Source organism: Chloroflexaceae bacterium, assembly GCA_025057155.1.
Lineage (GTDB): Bacteria > Chloroflexota > Chloroflexia > Chloroflexales > Chloroflexaceae > JACAEO01.
In genome coordinates this window covers 11,506-28,236 of sequence record JANWYD010000015.1, presented here as the reverse complement: position 1 = coordinate 28,236, position 16,731 = coordinate 11,506, and the positions used below count along the sequence as shown (strand labels likewise).

18 protein-coding genes are annotated in these 16,731 nt (G+C 64.8%); 15 read left to right on the top strand and 3 right to left on the bottom strand.

What is annotated here, in order from left to right; translation table 11 throughout:
* The 13 genes from NZU74_14280 to NZU74_14220 all read left to right on the top strand — a co-directional run.
* Positions 1–715, top strand: a 715-nt coding sequence (locus NZU74_14280; GenBank protein ID MCS6882498.1) for a hypothetical protein, incomplete at its 5' end; no start/stop codon positions are given.
* Positions 716–752: 37 nt separating this feature from the next.
* Positions 753–1,700 carry a gas vesicle protein GvpN gene (gene gvpN / locus NZU74_14275; GenBank protein ID MCS6882497.1) on the top strand — a complete coding sequence of 316 codons (948 nt, stop codon included), beginning with the start codon at positions 753–755 and terminating at the stop codon, positions 1,698–1,700.
* Complete coding sequence (locus NZU74_14270) at positions 1,700–2,008, top strand: hypothetical protein (GenBank protein MCS6882496.1); 309 nt, start codon at positions 1,700–1,702, stop codon at positions 2,006–2,008. The genes gvpN and NZU74_14270 overlap by 1 nt, the downstream gene beginning before the upstream one ends.
* Positions 2,009–2,170: 162 nt before the next feature.
* Positions 2,171–2,680, top strand: a complete 510-nt coding sequence (locus tag NZU74_14265) for an Hsp20/alpha crystallin family protein (protein ID MCS6882495.1) — start codon at positions 2,171–2,173, stop codon at positions 2,678–2,680.
* A 206-nt stretch (positions 2,681–2,886) separates the two neighbouring features.
* A complete protein-coding gene (locus NZU74_14260; protein ID MCS6882494.1) occupies positions 2,887–3,642 on the top strand; it encodes a GvpL/GvpF family gas vesicle protein in 756 nt (251 codons plus the stop codon).
* A gap of 15 nt (positions 3,643–3,657) precedes the next feature.
* Positions 3,658–3,897 carry a gas vesicle protein GvpG gene (locus NZU74_14255; protein ID MCS6882493.1) on the top strand — a complete coding sequence of 80 codons (240 nt, stop codon included), beginning with the start codon at positions 3,658–3,660 and terminating at the stop codon, positions 3,895–3,897.
* 18 nt (positions 3,898–3,915) lie between these two features.
* Positions 3,916–4,179, top strand: a complete 264-nt coding sequence (locus NZU74_14250; protein ID MCS6882492.1) for a gas vesicle protein — start codon at positions 3,916–3,918, stop codon at positions 4,177–4,179.
* Between the two features lie 12 nt (positions 4,180–4,191).
* Positions 4,192–4,494, top strand: a complete 303-nt coding sequence (locus tag NZU74_14245) for a gas vesicle protein (protein MCS6882491.1) — start codon at positions 4,192–4,194, stop codon at positions 4,492–4,494.
* Between the two features lie 147 nt (positions 4,495–4,641).
* A complete protein-coding gene (locus NZU74_14240) occupies positions 4,642–6,738 on the top strand; it encodes a CDC48 family AAA ATPase (GenBank protein MCS6882490.1) in 2,097 nt (698 codons plus the stop codon).
* Positions 6,739–6,828: 90 nt separating this feature from the next.
* Positions 6,829–7,659, top strand: coding sequence for a GvpL/GvpF family gas vesicle protein (locus NZU74_14235; GenBank protein ID MCS6882489.1), 831 nt, complete (start codon positions 6,829–6,831; stop codon positions 7,657–7,659).
* Complete coding sequence (locus NZU74_14230) at positions 7,652–7,906, top strand: gas vesicle protein (GenBank protein ID MCS6882488.1); 255 nt, start codon at positions 7,652–7,654, stop codon at positions 7,904–7,906. Before NZU74_14235 ends, NZU74_14230 begins: the two co-directional genes overlap by 8 nt.
* Positions 7,907–7,910: 4 nt before the next feature.
* Complete coding sequence (locus tag NZU74_14225) at positions 7,911–8,591, top strand: GvpL/GvpF family gas vesicle protein (protein ID MCS6882487.1); 681 nt, start codon at positions 7,911–7,913, stop codon at positions 8,589–8,591.
* Positions 8,592–8,694: 103 nt separating this feature from the next.
* Positions 8,695–9,114, top strand: coding sequence for a gas vesicle protein K (locus NZU74_14220; GenBank protein ID MCS6882486.1), 420 nt, complete (start codon positions 8,695–8,697; stop codon positions 9,112–9,114).
* Here NZU74_14220 and NZU74_14215 read toward each other — a convergent pair.
* From NZU74_14215 to NZU74_14205, 3 genes are all read right to left on the bottom strand, one after another.
* Positions 9,109–9,984: a HAMP domain-containing histidine kinase gene (locus NZU74_14215; protein ID MCS6882485.1), complete on the bottom strand. Its 876-nt coding sequence runs from the start codon at positions 9,982–9,984 to the stop codon at positions 9,109–9,111. The two genes, NZU74_14220 and NZU74_14215, sit on opposite strands and share 6 nt — an antisense overlap.
* Positions 9,981–12,215: a PAS domain S-box protein gene (locus NZU74_14210; GenBank protein ID MCS6882484.1), complete on the bottom strand. Its 2,235-nt coding sequence runs from the start codon at positions 12,213–12,215 to the stop codon at positions 9,981–9,983. The genes NZU74_14215 and NZU74_14210 overlap by 4 nt, the downstream gene beginning before the upstream one ends.
* A gap of 797 nt (positions 12,216–13,012) precedes the next feature.
* Complete coding sequence (locus NZU74_14205; protein MCS6882483.1) at positions 13,013–14,002, bottom strand: ABC transporter ATP-binding protein; 990 nt, start codon at positions 14,000–14,002, stop codon at positions 13,013–13,015.
* 289 nt (positions 14,003–14,291) lie between these two features.
* Between NZU74_14205 and NZU74_14200 the strand changes: the two genes are divergently transcribed.
* Both NZU74_14200 and cas6 read left to right on the top strand, forming a co-directional pair.
* Entirely contained in the window at positions 14,292–14,990 is a 699-nt protein-coding gene (locus NZU74_14200) for a zinc ribbon domain-containing protein (protein MCS6882482.1), read from the top strand.
* A gap of 585 nt (positions 14,991–15,575) precedes the next feature.
* A complete protein-coding gene (gene cas6 / locus NZU74_14195; protein MCS6882481.1) occupies positions 15,576–16,607 on the top strand; it encodes a CRISPR system precrRNA processing endoribonuclease RAMP protein Cas6 in 1,032 nt (343 codons plus the stop codon).
* Positions 16,608–16,731 lie beyond the last annotated feature (124 nt).

The window sequence follows — 16,731 nt, the reverse complement described above, 5'->3', positions numbered from 1 at the left end:
GGCGGCGGCGACCGGGCAGGCGCGACGCCGGGGCGAGGTCGCAGTGCGACGAGAATTGATCGCCGGTCGGATGACCGTCAATACCTCCGAGAACCGACCGAAGCCGTCTGCGTCCGCGAGGCCGGCGCACTCCACATCATCGCGCCAACCCCCCGCTCAGGCGTCCGCTCCTGTTCCAGACCGGCGTGCAGGAGCGCGGGCCGCCAGTAACGGCGCCTCATCCCTGCCCGGTCTTGGCTACGCCGGCCTGGTGGCCTACGCGCAGATGACCCGCGTGGCCATCCTGCGCGAACTGGAACGCGGCGAGCCTGGGAGCGAGGCGCTGCAGCGTCAGCTTGAGGCGCACCTCGAAAGCCTGCAGAGCAATCTGCAACCCTTGCTCGATGAACTTGCCGCCCTGCCCTCCGCGGACTCGCCACGGAAAGCGCAACTCGTCGAGACGGCCGAGGGGGTGCGCCGGAGCGTCGAGACGCTCAGCGGGGATCTCGGCGCCTTACCCTGGCCTGCCGCCCCGGAACAGCAAAAAGCGTTCGCGGCGACGATCGCCCGGCTCTACGACCGGCTCAAACCGTTGCAGGATCGTCTGGACGCCGTCACCGCGCATTTGCGCCCTATCCAGCCGCGTTCGCGCGCCAACCAGCGCGGGCGCTCGCAGAGCAAGGCGCGCCCCCCGCTGGCCCCGGAGACAGGGCCCGGCGCTTCGACCGTTTCTTGAACGAACGCTGCTACAACCTTCCCTGAGGAGAAAACTCATGACCCTGGCGGCACGTACCGTAGTAGAACCAGGCCGCGCCACTCTGGCGTTACGCCCCGGCGCCACCTTCATCGCCACCGAAGCCCTCCGCGACGTGGCAGCGCGCGCCCTGGGCTACCTTCAGGCCGGGTTTCCGGTCCACTTTCGCGGCCCCGCCGGAACCGGCAAGACCACCCTGGCCATGCACGTGGCCTCCCAGCTTGGCCGGCCGGTTATGCTGCTCGTCGGCGATGAAGAGTTCTCGGCCTCCGACCTGGTTGGCGGGCGGCACGGCTATCGCTATCGCCGCGTGGTGGATCGCTTCATCCACTCCGTCGTCAAGTATGAAGAAGATGCCGTCCAGCGCTGGGTGGACAGCCGTCTCACCACTGCCTGCCGAGAAGGCTTTACGCTCATCTACGACGAGTTTACCCGCTCGCGCCCGGAGGCCAATAATGTGCTGCTCACCGTGCTGGAGGAGCGCATGCTCGTGTTGCCGACCAGTGGCAGCAGCGAAGTTTACATCAAGGTTCACCCCGAGTTCCGAGCCATTTTCACCAGTAACCCGCAAGAGTATGCCGGCGTGCATGCTACCCAGGACGCCCTGGCCGACCGCCTGATTACGATTGACCTGGATTTCTATGACCAGCGCACCGAGGCGGCCATTCTCGCCGCTTCGACCGGGATTGACCCCGAAGACGCGAGCCGGATCGCCGGTCTGGTGCACGCCTATCGCGCCAGCGGCGCCTATGCCCAGACGCCGACGATGCGCGCAGGCATGATGATCGCCCGCATCAGCGCGATGCAGGATCTGCGCGTCAGCGCTGACGATCCGCGTTTTGTCGCCCTGTGCCTCGACGTGCTCGAGTCAAAACGCGCCTTCAATGCTCGCGATCAGGAGCAACGCCGCCGGCACCGTGAGTTGCTGCTCAACCTCATCTATGAACACTGTCCGGGGAGGAGTTAATGGAACGCCCTCGCATTCGTCCAGCCATCCCGCCTGGCCCGGTGATCCGCGGGCGACCGGCGGCCAGAACCACAACCGCCGTTGCCGCCGAGCGCCTGGCGCTCGAACGGGAGCGGGCGCGCCTGGAGCGAGAACTGGCCGTCTGGCGGCGCAACCAGGCTCGTGCCGAGGCCCGTTTGCGCGAGGTGACGCAGCGCCTGGCCGCCCTGGAAGCTCCAGGCGCCGATGCAGCGCCCGGAGCCGCCGTGGCTCGCCCGCGGCCCGATGCCCCGTCGGGGCCGTGGCACAGCATCGTGGTGGAGTACTGAGGTAACAATAGCCGGTAGCCTTCCGCCAGGATCGTCATCAGGGCGGTGTGCGACCCGCGAATGCGCGTCTGATGCCAGTTCCCGGTGAATACCGTGTGTGCATCAGAACACCATATCCAGCAATCCAAAATCCAAAATCCGCAATCCGAAATGGTATGAGCCATGCGTGACGAACAACGCCAGCGCCGACCCGAGGGCGCCTTTGCAGTTGGGTTGGGCGGCATCTTCAAGAACCTGGGCGACATGATCAGTCTGCTCGCCGAAATCGCCGAACGCGAGGATGTGCTGATCGAGCGCGGCGGTGAAGTGCGCGGCGAACGCTTTCGCGCCGTTTACGGCTTCAACATTCGCACCGGTCTCAATGGCGATCTGCGCGTGGAGCGCTTCGGCAACCTGCGCTCCACCGCCGCCGGGCCGGCCGTCACGCCGGTGCGCGAGCCGCTGGTAGATGTCTTCGATGAGGGCGAGACGATTATCGTGATTGCCGAGTTGCCAGGGGTAGAGGAGTCCGAGGTGCGGGTCGAGGTGCATGGCGACGTGCTCAGCCTGGAAACGACCGGTGAGCGCCGCTACGCCCGTGAGATCTTGCTGCCCGCCCCCGTTGTTCCTGACGCCCTGCAACAAACCTATCGCAACGGGATTCTTGAACTGCGGCTGACCAGGCAACCCTGAATGGTCGGTGAACGAAGTTTTCTGCTATCCATCAGGCGCTGCCATCCAGGGACCCTTTTGTAGAGATGCGCGGCCCTAAGCAGATTCTGCGACCCTCCACGCTCTCTGCGGTAAAGATCAGAAACCGTTGTTCACAGACCAGTGACACCCGAATGGCCAGTGAATGGGATGAAGCGGGCTTTGCATAACCCCACACGGAGCCAGCTATGACCGCGATCGGCCGTTATCTCTACGGGATCATCCCCTGCGGCGAGGTGCGCAGCTTTGACGTACAGGGGATTCACGAACAGGGGCGCGAGGTGTACACCATCCCCTATCGGGATCTGGCAGCGGTGGTGAGCGACTCGCCCCAGGAAGCCTATGACAGCACCCGGCGCCATATGCTTGCCCATACCCGCGTGCTGGAAGCGTTAATGCGCGAGTACAGCGTTCTGCCCATCCGTTTCGGCGTCGTCGCCCCGGATGTGGGTACCGTCCGCGAGCAACTGCTGGCGCGCCATTATGACCACCTGCGCGTCCAGCTCGATGGCCTGTGCAACCGTATCGAACTGGGCCTGAAGGTATTCTGGACCGCTGAGGACATGCTGCGCCGCATTGCCGACGAGAACCCGGCAATCAAGGCCCTGCGCGACTCGCTCAGCGGGCGGTCGTTCGAGAGCACATACTACGAGCGCATTCGTCTCGGCGAGATGGTCGAGCATGCCCTTAACGCTCGCCGCGACCACGACGCGGAGCTGTTCCTCTCCGCATTGCGACCGCTCGCCGTCGCAACCGTGACGCTTCCCGTCCGCGCCGACCGCATGGTGCTCAACGCCGCCTTCCTGGTCGAACGCGAGCACGAGGCCGAGTTTGACGAGGTCGTCCGGCAGTTCGGCGAACGCTTCGAGGACCAGTTCATGTTCAAGTACGTCGGTCCGGTGCCGCCGTACAACTTCGTTTCGATCGCCATCCAGTGGCGGTAGCGTCCGGAGCATCCTATGGGTCCGCTGGGTTCCCTGCTCACCTTTCCGCTGACCGGGCCGTTGCGCGGCCTCCTCTGGGTGGCCGAGCAACTGCACGACCAGGCCCGGCGCGAGTTGTACGATCCCGAACGGATCCGCCGGCAACTCACCGAGCTCGAATTGCAACTTGATCTCGGCCAGATCAGCGAGGAAGAGTACGAAGCCGCCGAAACGGCCTTGCTGGAGCAATTGCGCCATCTGCGCGAGCAGACGTGATAGAGACTGGAGCTGTCCATGCCTGGAAATCTGAACGTCGCCACGATTGTAAACGTCGCCCGTGAGCAGATCGCCGCGCTCACAGGGATGCCCGTCGACACCGTTTCGCGCGTCTTGCGCGACGGCAACGGCTGGATGCTCGATCTGGAACTGCTGGAGATGAAACGCATTCCCGACAGCAACGATGTTCTGGCGACGTACCAGGTTCACCTCGACACCGAGGGCAATCTGATGAGTTTTCTGCGCACTAACCGCTACTACCGCGGCCAGGTCAAGCAGTAGAGGTATGGTTCCATGGCCAACTATACCCTTCAGCACGCCACCCAGTCCACCAATCTGGCCGACATTCTCGAACGGGTCCTTGACAAGGGCATCGTCGTCGCTGGCGACATTTCGATTGCGCTGGTGGGCGTCGAGCTGCTGAGCATCAAGGTGCGCCTGCTGATCGCCTCGGTGGATAAGGCTGCCGAGATGGGCATCAACTGGTGGGAGAGCGACCCCTTGCTCTCCACCCGCGCCCGCGAACTGGAGGCCGAGAACCGGCTGCTGCACGAGCGTCTGGCCCGCCTCGAAGAACGGCTCGAGGCGCGGGCGTAGCGCTTCGGATTTGGGATTTTAGATTTTAGATTTTAGATTGTGGTACAGCGGCGTCCCGATCAGCCACGGGCCTAGCGTGCGTGCGCGGCGTCAGGTGTGACGCAACGTTCTGTACCTGCCAGCACCCGGAAGAAGGAAAGCATTGACATGGAGCCTTCTCCTGCGGTGGTCGAACTTCGTGTCGCCGAGGCCCCGGCGAAGGACGTCGGGCGGGGCCTGATCCGCATAGACCCGCAGACAATCGCCCGGCTGGGCGCCGCCATCGGCGACGTGGTGCGCATCAGCGGCGCGCGCGCCACCCTGGGCCGGCTGATGCCGACCTACACCGAACAGCGTGGCCAGGGTCTGGCCCAGATGGACGGGATCATGCGCGCCAATGCCGGGGTTGCGCTGGGTGAGCGCGTGCGCATCGAGCGGGTCGCTGTGGCCCCGGCGCGCCGCGTGACCCTTGTGGCCGAAGACGGGCCGCTGCCGGGCGGCCTGGCCTCGCACCTGGCGCGCCTGCTCGACGGGTTGCCGGTGCTCGCCGGCGACCGGGTGCGGGTCACCCTCTTTGGATCGCGCGCCCAGAACTTTACAGTCGCCGAAATCCAGCCTTCCGGCCCTGCGCTGATCGGCGCCGCAACGGAGATCGTCCTGGGCGGCGAGCGCTCCGCCGCCGCCCCGGGCGCGATCACCTACGAAGACATCGGCGGCCTGGGTCGCGAACTGCGCCGCATCCGCGAGATGATCGAACTGCCCCTGCGCCACCCGGAGGTCTTCGCTCGCCTGGGCATCGATCCGCCGAAGGGCGTACTGCTTCACGGGCCGCCTGGTTGCGGCAAAACGCTGATCGCCCGCGCCGTCGCCGCCGAAACCAGCGCCCATTTCATTCACATTAACGGCCCGGAGATCATTGACCGTTATTATGGCGCCTCCGAGTCCAATCTCCGCAATGCCTTTGAAGAGGCGCGCCGCCGCGCCCCGGCGATTATTTTCATTGACGAGATTGACGCCATCGCCCCCCGCCGCGAGGATATGGGCGGCGACCGCCAGATCGAGCGCCGCGTCGTAGCCCAGTTGCTGACCCTGATGGACGGCCTGGAGTCGCGCGGCAACGTGATCGTTATTGGGGCCACCAATCTCCCCAACATGCTCGATCCGGCCCTGCGGCGCCCTGGCCGCTTCGACCGCGAGATCAGCATCAGCATCCCTGATGCCGCCGCGCGCCACGAGATCCTGGAGATCCACACTCGCGGCATGCCCCTGGCCGAGGATGTTGATCTGCACAGCCTTGCCGCGCGCACCCATGGCTACGTCGGCGCCGATCTGGCCGCCCTCTGTCGCGAGGCCGCGATGAGCGCCCTGCGCCGGGCCATGCCCGAACTCGACCGCGGCGCCGCGAGCGTTGCCCTGCACGACCTGCACGTGACCGCCGCCGACTTCATGACCGCTCTGACCGAGATCGTTCCGTCTGCCGGGCGCGAGTTGTTCGCCGAACGGCCCGCGGTGAGCTGGGAGGACGTGGGCGGGCTGGAGGCAGTGCGGCAGGCGCTCACCGAAGCGGTTGTCTGGCCCTTGCGCCATGGTGCGTTGCTGGAACGAGCTGGCGTCCGTGCTCCACGCGGCATTCTGCTCCACGGGCCGCCCGGGACCGGCAAGACCCTGGTCGCTGCGGCTCTGGCTAGCGCCAGCGAGGCCAACTTCATTCCCGTCAAAGGCCCGCAACTGCTGAGCATGTGGGTCGGCGAGTCGGAGCGGGCGCTGCGCAAACTCTTTCACACTGCGCGGCAGGCCGCCCCGTGCCTGATCTTCTTTGACGAACTGGATGCCCTGGCGCCTCCCCGCGGCAGCGATGCCAGCCAGGTGGCGGAACGCCTGGTCGGCCAACTGCTCACCGAACTCGATGGCATCGAAGCGTTGCGTGGCGTGCTGGCGCTGGCGGCCACCAACCGCATTGACCGCATCGATCCGGCCCTGCTGCGCCCCGGGCGCTTCGAACTCGTCATCGAACTGCCGCTGCCCGATGAAGCGGCTCGTGCCGCTATTCTGGCCGTCCATACCAGAACCATGCCCCTCGCTCCCGACGTGGACCTGGCAGCCCTGGCTTCCGCCACCGCCGGCGCAAGCGGCGCCGATCTGGCCGGTCTCTGCCGGCGCGCGGCGCTGGCGGCGGTGCGCGAGCGTCTGGCTGCGGGCGATGCCGACCCAGGCCGGCTCCAGGTTGAGCAGCGCCACTTCCTGGCCGCCCTGGGCAAAGACTGACGGGCTGCCGCCATCAAACAGGGGATCGAAAAGCTGATTGGAGAAATCCTGTAGAGCAACCCTCCAGGTTGCTCCACCTGGAGAAAACATATGCCTGTAACTGAACCAACTGATCCCGGATTAGAACAACAAGGCTACTATGTCTACGGCATCACCGACGGGGCCCCCGAAGGGCTGGCGCCGGGCGTCGAACCAGGCGGACCGGTGGAGCTCCTGGTTGATGGGGATCTCGTGGCGATCGTCAGCCCTGTGTCCCTGGCCGCTTTCACCGCGGAGGCCATGCGCGCCTGCCAGGATGACCTGGCCTGGATCGAGACCCGGGTGCGCGCCCATCAAGCAGTGCTCGCGCGCGCTATGCGCCAGGCTACGGTTGTGCCGCTGCGCTTCGGAACCGTCTTCCGCGACGCGGCGGGCGTGCGCGCAATGTTGCTCGAACACGCGCCTCGCTTCCGCGAAGCCCTGGCGCGCCTGGCCGGACGGCAGGAGTGGGGGCTGAAAATCAGCGTGGACGAGGCGCGCCTGACCGCGCAGGTCGTTGCCGCCAGCGTCCGGATTCAGGACATTGATGCGCGCCAGCGGGGCCTGCGCGCGGGCGCCGCCTACATGCTGGCGAAGCAACGTGAGCAGATCCTGCGCGAAGAGGTGGCCAGGGCCATCGAAACGTGCGCGCGCGACGCACACGCGCGCCTTGCCGCCGAGGCCGTTGCGACAGTGATTGACAGCCCCGCTCCCGCGGGCGCGCCGTCTGACGAGCAACCGGTGTTCAGGTGCGCCTATCTGGTTGACATTGCCAACCTCGAGACCTTTCTCGCCACGCTGGACTGTCTTGCCGCGACCCATCCCGCTTTCACGTTTACATTGAGCGGACCATGGCCGGCCTATAACTTCGTGAGCCAGCCCACGGAGCTTGCCCATGCATGAGCGCCTGATTGCCGAGCGCGAGGTCACCCTGCTTGACCTCCTCGACCGCATTCTCGACAAGGGGGTCATCATCAGTGGCGACATCACCATCTCCGTCGCCAACGTCGATCTGATCTACCTGGGCCTGCGTTTGCTTCTGACCTCGGTGGATAACCTTCCAACCTCTCGCGCTGGGCAGGGGGGCGGGGACACCTGGTGTCCCCACGCTCCTCCAGCCATCTGCCAATCGTCTGAAGATCGTCTCTAACTCTATGCTCTACCTGTACGCCATCATCAACCGGCCCACTGCGCCGCTGCCGCCCATTATTGGACTTGGCGAGCAGCCGGTGCGATACGGCGCCTGGGGCGACGTCGCGGCGATCTACAGTCACTACGAAGGCCCCGCTCCGCGGGCCGAAGCGGCGCACCTCTGGCGGCACGAGGAGGTTGTGGAACGTCTGCTCGATAGCTGCGGCGTGCTCCCGGTGCGCTTCGGTGCCCTGCTGCCCGACGAGGCGGCGCTGATGGCGCTCCTGCGCGAGCGCCATGACCGCTTCGTGGCCGGACTGGCCAGGGTGGCCGGACGGGTCGAGGTGAGCGTGCGCGCCCTGTGGACGGCGGAGGCGCCCCCGCCGGCGCCGCGTCCGGCGGAGGCGGAGAACGGGCGCGACTACCTGGCCCGGCGCATGGTCGAAGAACAAGCCCGCGAAGCGTGGCTGCGCGAGTCCCGACGACGCGCCGATGCCCTCCATGTCGCGCTGAACAGACTGGCGGTCGCGCATGTCCGTCAGGCGGCGCACGAGCGTATACTGCTCAGCGCCGCCTATCTGATCCCCCGCGAGGCCCTGGATGTGTTTCGCGCCACCGTCGGAGACCTTGGCGTGATCAACCCCGACCTGCGCCTCCTCTGCACGGGACCCTGGCCGGCCTACCATTTTGTTGAAGGGGCGTAACCGCCTGGAGCACTGACCGGAATGCTACTGAGGACCCTGAGCCGTGCGGCTCGCGGCGCTCGTGTCGCCATCGTTGCGGATTAACCTTTGCGAGAAATGCTCTATGTCAACCGTATCACTTCCGCACCAGGACGCGAGGCAACCGTCGCCGGGCCCCTCCGAGGGCGATGCGCTGCTTGCCTTGCAGCACAAAGTGCTCCACAGCACCGGCGACCCGGCGGAGTTCGCCGCCGAGCTGGAACGCGCCTGCGCGAGGCTTCCACAGCGGATTGATGCCGATCCCGAAGGGGTTGAGCGCGGCCTGGCCAGACTGGTGCTCACCCTGATCGAGTTACTGCGGCAACTGATGGAGCGCCAGGCCCTGCGACGCATCGAACGGGGAACCATCAGTGACGAGGAGATCGAACGTCTTGGCGAGACCTTTATGCGCCTGGAGCGACGCATGGAAGAACTCAAGGGCATCTTCGGCCTGGAGGGGGAGGAACTGAACCTCAACCTTGGTCCTCTGGGCAACCTGTTATAGAAACGCAGCCCGGACTCTACTGTGTCCCCTCCTGGCGCCAGGGAGGCCCGCCCTCTCTGCAACCCTTCCATTGGGCAGGGGGCCGGGGAAACCCGGCTTCCCCAACCCCCTGCAAACGCTTCGTTGGCGCCTCAAAAGGACTGAAAACCGGTTGCGCCAGATCTGGCGCAACGCCGCGACCGGCAGTGTGAAAGTAAAGGTGCTCCCCTCGCCCACTGTGCTGGTGACGTCAATCGAGCCGCCGTGGGCCTCGACGGCCAGTCGGCAGAAGGCCAGCCCCAGGCCGCTGCCGCTTTCCGGATGATCGCCCTTGACAAACTTCTCGAACAGACGCCTGCGCAGCGCCTCAGGGATGCCGGGGCCGGTGTCGCGGATCGCGACTGCCAGTTCGCCCGACCGGTCTTCACGCCGAGAAATGTTTATTGAAATTAAACCATTTTCTGGAGTAAATTTAATTGCATTTCCAACTATATTTTGTATAATTCTTTGAGTAATATCTACATCAACGTAGACTTCTGGGAAATCTTCGGTAAAATCATAGATTAAGCGTTGGTTCTTCGCCCTTGCCGTCGGCGCCAGTTGCGCAACCGTGTCGGCGATGAGCGCTGGCAGGGCTACGCTTCGGCGGTGCAGGGGAAGCCTGCGGCTTTCCAGCCGGTTGAGATCAAGAATGGAGCTTACCATTCTTAACATCTTCTGGGAACTCTCCATTGCTATCTGGGTCGTTTCCCTGACCTCCCTGCTGGTATCGGGAAGGAGTTGCAGCAAACTCAGCGCGGCATGGATGGCGGTAAGCGGATTGCGCAGGTCGTGGACCATGGTGTGGACCAGATCGTTGCGCATCCGTTCAAGAGCGCGCTCTTCGCTCACATCGCGCAACACCACCAGCCGCCCCGAGGCCGGAGCGCCGGCTCGTACCGGGAACGTTGCGTGAACTCTCCCGTGCCAGGCGTCCGGTCACCGCCGAGCACCCGCCGCAGCTCAGTTTCGATGATCGTCGCAATCTCTGGATCGGCGCGGCCAACGGTTGCGATCACCTCGCTCAGGTGGCGCCCGATCCAGTCTGCCGGTGTTCCGGCTAACCCCAGCAAGCGCAGAATTGCCTGATTCAGCACCAGGATACGCAGATTAACCCCGATGAGCGCCACCCCGTCGCGGCTCGAGCTGATCATCGCTTCCAACCGGCGGTTCTGGTTGGCCACTTCTTCGTACAGGCCGGCGCGGGAAAGCGCCAGGGCGATCTGCCGCCCGGCCTGTTCGCCCAGGGCGATCTCTTCCGGGGTAAAGCGATGCGGCCGACGAAACGCAACCACGGCCCGGCCAATTCGCTCGGCGCCATTTAATAACGGAACCACCATTACCGAGTGGTACTCAGCGTTGAGGTCAGGGCTGTCCATCCTCTGGTTCTGCAAGTCTTCGACAATCACGACGCTCTCCGGGCTGGATAGCCCTTGCGGCACCAGACCATCAAGGTCCGCGGGAAGAACGGTTGCACCCTCGCCTCGACGCCCCTGTTTTGCCATCGCGGGAACGGTTGGTGACGCGGTAGGCGACTCACGCTCGATCCAGGAGGCGTCCGCGCCCAACAACTCGCCCATCTGGCGGGAGAGGGTCTGGAGCAGCAGGTCCGTATTGGCAATCTCGATGGCTGCCTGGCCCATGGCGTTCAGCACGGTCAGGTAGTGGGCCTGCTGGCGCAACCGGGTTTCGGCGCGCTTACGCGCGGTGATGTCGCGGCTCACCGTAGCGAAAGCCCGCGGCTCGCCCGTTTGCAGACTGCGAACCAGAAAGATGCTGGCGTAGATAGGAATGGGCGCGCCGCTCTCAAAGTGCCGGTACCTGATATCGCCGCGCCAGTGGCCAAGCCGCAGCACTTCGGGAACGATGGTTTCACAAAAATAGGGGAGATCGTCGGGGAAAAGAAAATCAAACATCACCCGCTCAAGGGCCGCCTCCAGATTGCGCAGCCCGACCATCCGCCGGCCCCCGGCGTTCAGATAGAGCATCTTGCCCTGAAGATCGGCCATGCCGATCAGGTCGTCGCTATGCTCAACCATGGCGATCAACTGCTGGCGCTCTTCGGCGCTGCGCCGTTCCTCGGTCACATCACGGAGGAGCACAATGCGTCCGCCAGACCGTCCGTAGCGATCATACACCGGCGAGGCGCGCCATTCGAAGATGCGTCGCTCTGCGTCCGCACCGACGCTCAATTCCCCCTGCGACTCGAGCGCCGCAGCGTCCTCGCGGAAGAGATGACGCAGGTCCTGGTGCAGGCTTGCCACCGTCTGGCCAACGACCCGCGCCGGGATGACGCCAAAGATCCGCGCGGCGGCCGGGTTCAGATCAACGATGCGCCCCTGCTGGTCGAGGACCAGAACGCCGTCGCGCATGCTCTCGAGCACCGCCTCGCGCGCGGTTGGCGTGAGGTCGAGCAGGTGAAACCCGACGATGCTCCAGGTTAATAACAAACCTGTAAGCGTAAAAGCAAACGGTGTCAGATCTAAATCACTCGCTCCCGCGAGATAAACGGCGTTGCCCAACCAGGGCAGCAGCACCGCACTCAGCAACACCACCGACCGCCAGCGGAACAGGTAGTTGGTCTGGCGGATCTGCCGGACCATCAGGAGGCTGCCGAGCATCAGCAGCAGATAGGAATAGGCCGTATGCGCCCAGAACCACGGTCCATACGTAACCCGCAGGATGGGGAACGGGCCATCGAGGTCAATGCGGGTGCTGCTCCAGACCAAGCCGTGCCAGTCGCTGGTGAACTGCAACAGGATAGTCAGAATCGGCGCAATTGACAGCCCGATCAGCAGCCTGCGCGCGCGCCATGCCTGATGCTGGGCGTACTCCAGGGCGAATACCACCCAGGCGGGAGGGATGGCGGCAATCGGAATATACTGCAGGCGCCCCCAAAATACTTTGGACGCCGGGTTCGTGCTGCCAAGCTCGAACGCATACCACAGCGACCATCCCGCAACCAGGGCCATAAGGATTGACAGGCTCAAAGCGCCCGCAATCTGACGGTGGCGCCAGGCGTAGATCGCCAGCACACTTGATAGAATGCATCCGGAACCGAGTAAAATGATGTACAACGGCAAATGGTGTGTCATTCTAGCAGGTTGGTAAACTACACTTTGTGTTATGAGTATGCAACCTCACCTTGATAGACGGATTATAGTGATTTTTCGTCACGATGTCTACTTCTTCATTGCTTGCCGCAGGGTTGTTGCACAGCCTTTCGCCGGGCGCCGGACTCCTGATGTTGCGCTGGTTCTCGGAATGTAACTGCTAAAACAACGAAACACACCTTGAACGGTGCCCCGGCCGCCCGGACTCCATCAATGGAGGGCGATCTGACATCAGTCCTGTTGCTCGCCGGAAATAGCGGAAAGCGTGTTTGATGTGGGTTTGGCGGGTTAGTCACTATGGTCATGTGCTTTCACTGAGATTTTACAATTCTTGAGCTATTGATGCCCTGGATAAACTGACTATGCTCTGGCGCGGATCTGGGAATGAGCGGTCATCCAATGAGCGCCCATGTGGGTGGCATCCTTGCCTGAGGATTAAGAAATGAATCCGGTATCCTGGCGCTATCAGGTCGCGCGTGCTCTGAGCTGCGGGCTGATGAAGATTCAGGATATAGACCGGTATTCGCCCGGTAGCCCGGCGGCTGAAGCCGCGGGCTACCGATGCGAAGCCCGCCCGCGCGGGCTATACCGGATTTAATTCTTAATCTTTATCAGCCAGAGCTTCAGCCCGCAGCGCTCAGGAATACCGGACTATTTTGCTAATCTTCATGCCCGGCAAAGCTGTCAGGGTTGTCTCAAGCGGTTGGGCAAGGATTGGGAACACCGAAATCTTGCCGCGTCCTGGATTCACGTGGCAGCTTACCCCCTCAAGGTCGCGCCACGCCGGGCAACGCCGGGTCGAGCCCGGCCTCGGATGGCTGGATCGCCGCGGGAGGCCTGTCGCGCTCACCGGCAACGATCCGTAGATAAACTTCCTCCAGGCTGCGCGGGGTCTCGGCAAGCGCGACGACGGGGAGGCCCTGTTCCGCCAGGCGGGCCAGCAGGCGCGGGTTGACATGCTGCGGCTCGGCGCAGCGGTAGCGCAGATAGTCGTCACCCTGCTCTTCGACTGCAACCAGGCCATCGAGAAACGGCAGCGCAGCGGCGGCGGGGCAGGCCAGACGCAGTTCAAACAGCGGATCGCCGAGGAGTTGCCGGCTCAACTGCGCGAAGGAACCGTGGGCGATGATCCGTCCGCCGCGGATAATCGCGATACGGTCGGCCAGGGCCTCGGCCTCGGCCAGGTTGTGGGTGGTAAGCAGGATGGCTCGATGGGCGTTGCGCAGCTCGCCAATCGCGTCACGCACGACGCGGGCGCTCTGGGGGTCCATAGCCGTCGTCGGCTCGTCGAGGAAGAGGACGGGCGGGTCGTGAATGAGCGTGCGCACCAGGGCCACCTTCTGGCGCATGCCCTTGGAGTAGCTGTCGAGCTTGCGCTCGCGCGCCTCCCACAGCCCGAACTGCCGCAGCAACGCCTCGGCGCGACGGCGGCGCGTCAGCGCGTCGAGCCCCAGCAGCGCGCCAAAGAAGTCGAGATACTCCAGCGCGACCATGCGCCCGTACAGGCCGGGGTACTCGGTGAGCAGACCGACCTTGCCGCGCACGGCCCGGGCCTGCTCCACCACATCCAGGCCGGCGACGCGGGCGCGGCCTCCGCTCGGGCGCAGGATCGCGCCCAGCATGCGCACCGTGGTCGTCTTCCCGGCGCCATTCGGTCCCAGCAGGGCCAGGAGTTCGCCCGGACGCACCTCCAGGTCAATCCCGCCTACCGCTTCAAAATTGCCGAACCGTTTGGAGAGTTGCTGCGCTTCAATCATCGGGTTGCTAACCCGGGGAAACCAGGTTTCCCCATCCCCCTGCTGATGTATCTTTGTGCGGACCCACCGTATGAGTATACCAGAGGGGCGTTACTCTCTCACCACGGGAGGGTTCCGGGAGAGCGCAGCCCTCCCAGGAATCCCTTTCTCTTCTGTGCAGCAAACCGCGTGATTGATGGGTGTGGGGAAACCGGATTTCCCCGCATCCGTGCGCATTTGCGCCGGATGAACTTGCTACACTGGGGGCGAATGGCGCACCATCAAGCTGTTACTGAAGGAGCGAACGACCATGCACTGTCCGACCTGCGACACCCGCAACCCCGACGATGCCCGCTTCTGCACCGGCTGTGGCGCTGCCCTCGTCCCCGCGTCTGGCGTTGCCACCGCGCCTCTCGGCGCGGCGCCGATGCTGGCCGCTCCGCAACCGCCGGTCGCCGCGCCCGGCGCGGCCCCGGTCGCGCACAGCAATCTAGAGAGCAGTGCGACCCAGGGGGTCGTGCCACCGGCATCACCGTTCAACCAGACGATCAACGTCAACGTGCAGGCGGCCCCCGCTCCGGTCGTGGTCATGGCCCCGACCGTCGCCGGGCCGGGCTGCCTGGTGCGCGGGCTGTACTTCCTGTTCATCGGTCTCTGGCTCGGCGCGATCTGGACTGGCCTGGCCTGGGCCTTGCTCGTCAGCGTCATCGGCCTGCCCCTGGGCCTGCTGATGCTCAATCGCCTGCCCCAGGTGATGACCCTCAAGCCCATCGGCACCCAGATGCGGGTAATCAACCAGGGCGGGGTGGTGCTGATCAGCCAGGGCCAGATCGAGCAGCGGCCCTTCTGGCTGCGGGCGCTGTACTTCGTACTGGTAGGCTGGTGGCTGAGCGGCCTGTGGCTGTTCGCCGCCTGGAGCCTGATCAGCGTCACCTTTGGCCTGGGGCTGCCGCTGGCCTTCTGGATGTTTGACCAGACCCCGGCGATCGTCAGCCTGGCGCGGCAGTAGGTTTCGGTGTGGAGGTGTAGAGGTGTGGAGGTGTGGAGGTGTGGAGGTGTGGAGGTGTGGGGCGAGCGACCATTCGCCTCACATCGTTCAACTCCGGTGGGATGGCCAGTAACAATTTTGTCATCCCTACATGGTATCGTTATGCCGTTCATGGCGTAAGAAATGATCAAAACCTTTAAGGGAAGAGGGAGCTGTTGATCATCCCGGCGTCATGGCATGCTGCGCCCGTCGGCGGAGTTCACCCTGAGCCCTTCGCTTCGCTCAGGGTAAATTCCGCCGAAGGGCTCAGGGTAACCTCCGCGACGCATCGCGGCCGGGACCCTTCGCCGGCGCTCCGGGTGACCGGGTTCCACCGACGGGGCAAGCAGCACGACCCGCATCCCGATGTGTCTACTTACGCCTTCGGAACATTTTTGCGTAAGAAGTTCCGGAAGGAAGCAGTGTTCCTGGCGAACTGATGGGTGCATAGGCGCTCCCCGGCACAGGGTTGCTCGGCGAGGCTGACGCAAAGGCGCAAAGCCTCCACCTCCACAAACACCTTGCGCCTTTGCGCCTTCCCATTTTGGTGAGCACTACAAGCAGTATGTGAGCAAAGCTGTACGGGCCGTCGCGCAAGAGCAGAAAGGGCCGGCAATGGCGAGTGAGGCTCCACTGGCGTTCCCGCCGCTTCCGGTGTTACGGGCGCGGGTCACCTACCGGCTGCTTGAAGCGACGACCCTGCCGCCCTTCAAGGGCGCGCTGCTGCGCGGCGGTTTCGGCTACGCCTTTCAGCGCGCCGCCTGCGCCCCGGCCTGCTGGGGCCACGCCGAGCGCTGCACGGCGACGCTGCTGTGCCCCTACCGCCAGGTCTTCGAGACGCCGCACCCCGAAGGCGTGCCAGAGTTGCACGACTTGCAGGACGTGCCGCGCCCCTTTGTGATTGAGCCGCCGCTGGACCATAAGCGCCACTACGCCGCTGGCGACGCGCTGGAGTTCGGGCTGATCCTGATCGGCCGGGGCATTGATTTTCTGCCCTACTTCCTGGTGGGCTTCGCGGACCTGGGGCAGGCCGGCCTGGGACGGGCGCGGGCGCCGGCGCGCCTGGAGCGGGTGGAGGCGCTGGAACCCTTTCGCCCGGTGGGCATGCCGGTCTACCAGGACGGGCGGGTGCGCGAGCCGGCGGAACTGCCGCTGCTCAACCTGGCCGAACTGCCCGTGCATGCCGCGCGCCTGGCCGCCGACCTGCGGCTGGAGTTGCCCACGCCCCTGCGGGTCAAGGCCCGCGGGGCCTTCATCAAGCACCTGGACCTGGCGGCGATCATCCAGGCGATCTGCTGGCGAGTGGGCGCGCTGGCGGTGTTTCACGGGCCGGGGGCCTGGAACGCCGACTACCGCCCGGTGGTCGAAGCGGCGCGCGCCGTGCGCGTCGAGCGCGCCGATCTGCGCTGGGCCGACTGGGAGCGCACCAGCACCCGCGGGGGCCAGCAGCGGGCCATGAAGCTCGGCGGCCTCATCGGCAGCGCGACCCTGCGCGAGACGCCCCTCGACGTGCGCGCCGCCCTGCTCGCCGCTAATGTGCTGCACGTTGGCAAGGCCTGCGTGTTCGGGCATGGCCGGGTGGAGGTGGCGCAGGTGTGATTGGGGTGGGGGTATTGTGGAGGTGTGGAGGTGTGGAGGTGTGGAGGTGTGGAGATGTCAGGCCGGCGCCTCTGGCACGTTCTTGAACAATCCGTTTTCTCAACGATGTATGGATGTAGAAAAA

Bases quoted from the DNA above. Each gene is read 5' to 3' on its own strand.
- NZU74_14270 (MCS6882496.1), top strand. From the start codon at position 1,700: ATGGAACGCCCTCGCATTCGTCCAGCCATCCCGCCTGGCCCGGTGATC.
- gvpN (MCS6882497.1), top strand. From the start codon at position 753: ATGACCCTGGCGGCACGTACCGTAGTAGAACCAGGCCGCGCCACTCTG.
- NZU74_14205 (MCS6882483.1), bottom strand. From the start codon at position 14,002: ATGATTGAAGCGCAGCAACTCTCCAAACGGTTCGGCAATTTTGAAGCG.
- NZU74_14220 (MCS6882486.1), top strand. From the start codon at position 8,695: ATGTCAACCGTATCACTTCCGCACCAGGACGCGAGGCAACCGTCGCCG.
- NZU74_14265 (MCS6882495.1), top strand. From the start codon at position 2,171: ATGCGTGACGAACAACGCCAGCGCCGACCCGAGGGCGCCTTTGCAGTT.
- NZU74_14240 (MCS6882490.1), top strand. From the start codon at position 4,642: ATGGAGCCTTCTCCTGCGGTGGTCGAACTTCGTGTCGCCGAGGCCCCG.
- NZU74_14200 (MCS6882482.1), top strand. From the start codon at position 14,292: ATGCACTGTCCGACCTGCGACACCCGCAACCCCGACGATGCCCGCTTC.
- NZU74_14235 (MCS6882489.1), top strand. From the start codon at position 6,829: ATGCCTGTAACTGAACCAACTGATCCCGGATTAGAACAACAAGGCTAC.
- NZU74_14225 (MCS6882487.1), top strand. From the start codon at position 7,911: ATGCTCTACCTGTACGCCATCATCAACCGGCCCACTGCGCCGCTGCCG.
- NZU74_14260 (MCS6882494.1), top strand. From the start codon at position 2,887: ATGACCGCGATCGGCCGTTATCTCTACGGGATCATCCCCTGCGGCGAG.
- NZU74_14255 (MCS6882493.1), top strand. From the start codon at position 3,658: ATGGGTCCGCTGGGTTCCCTGCTCACCTTTCCGCTGACCGGGCCGTTG.
- NZU74_14250 (MCS6882492.1), top strand. From the start codon at position 3,916: ATGCCTGGAAATCTGAACGTCGCCACGATTGTAAACGTCGCCCGTGAG.
- NZU74_14230 (MCS6882488.1), top strand. From the start codon at position 7,652: ATGCATGAGCGCCTGATTGCCGAGCGCGAGGTCACCCTGCTTGACCTC.
- NZU74_14245 (MCS6882491.1), top strand. From the start codon at position 4,192: ATGGCCAACTATACCCTTCAGCACGCCACCCAGTCCACCAATCTGGCC.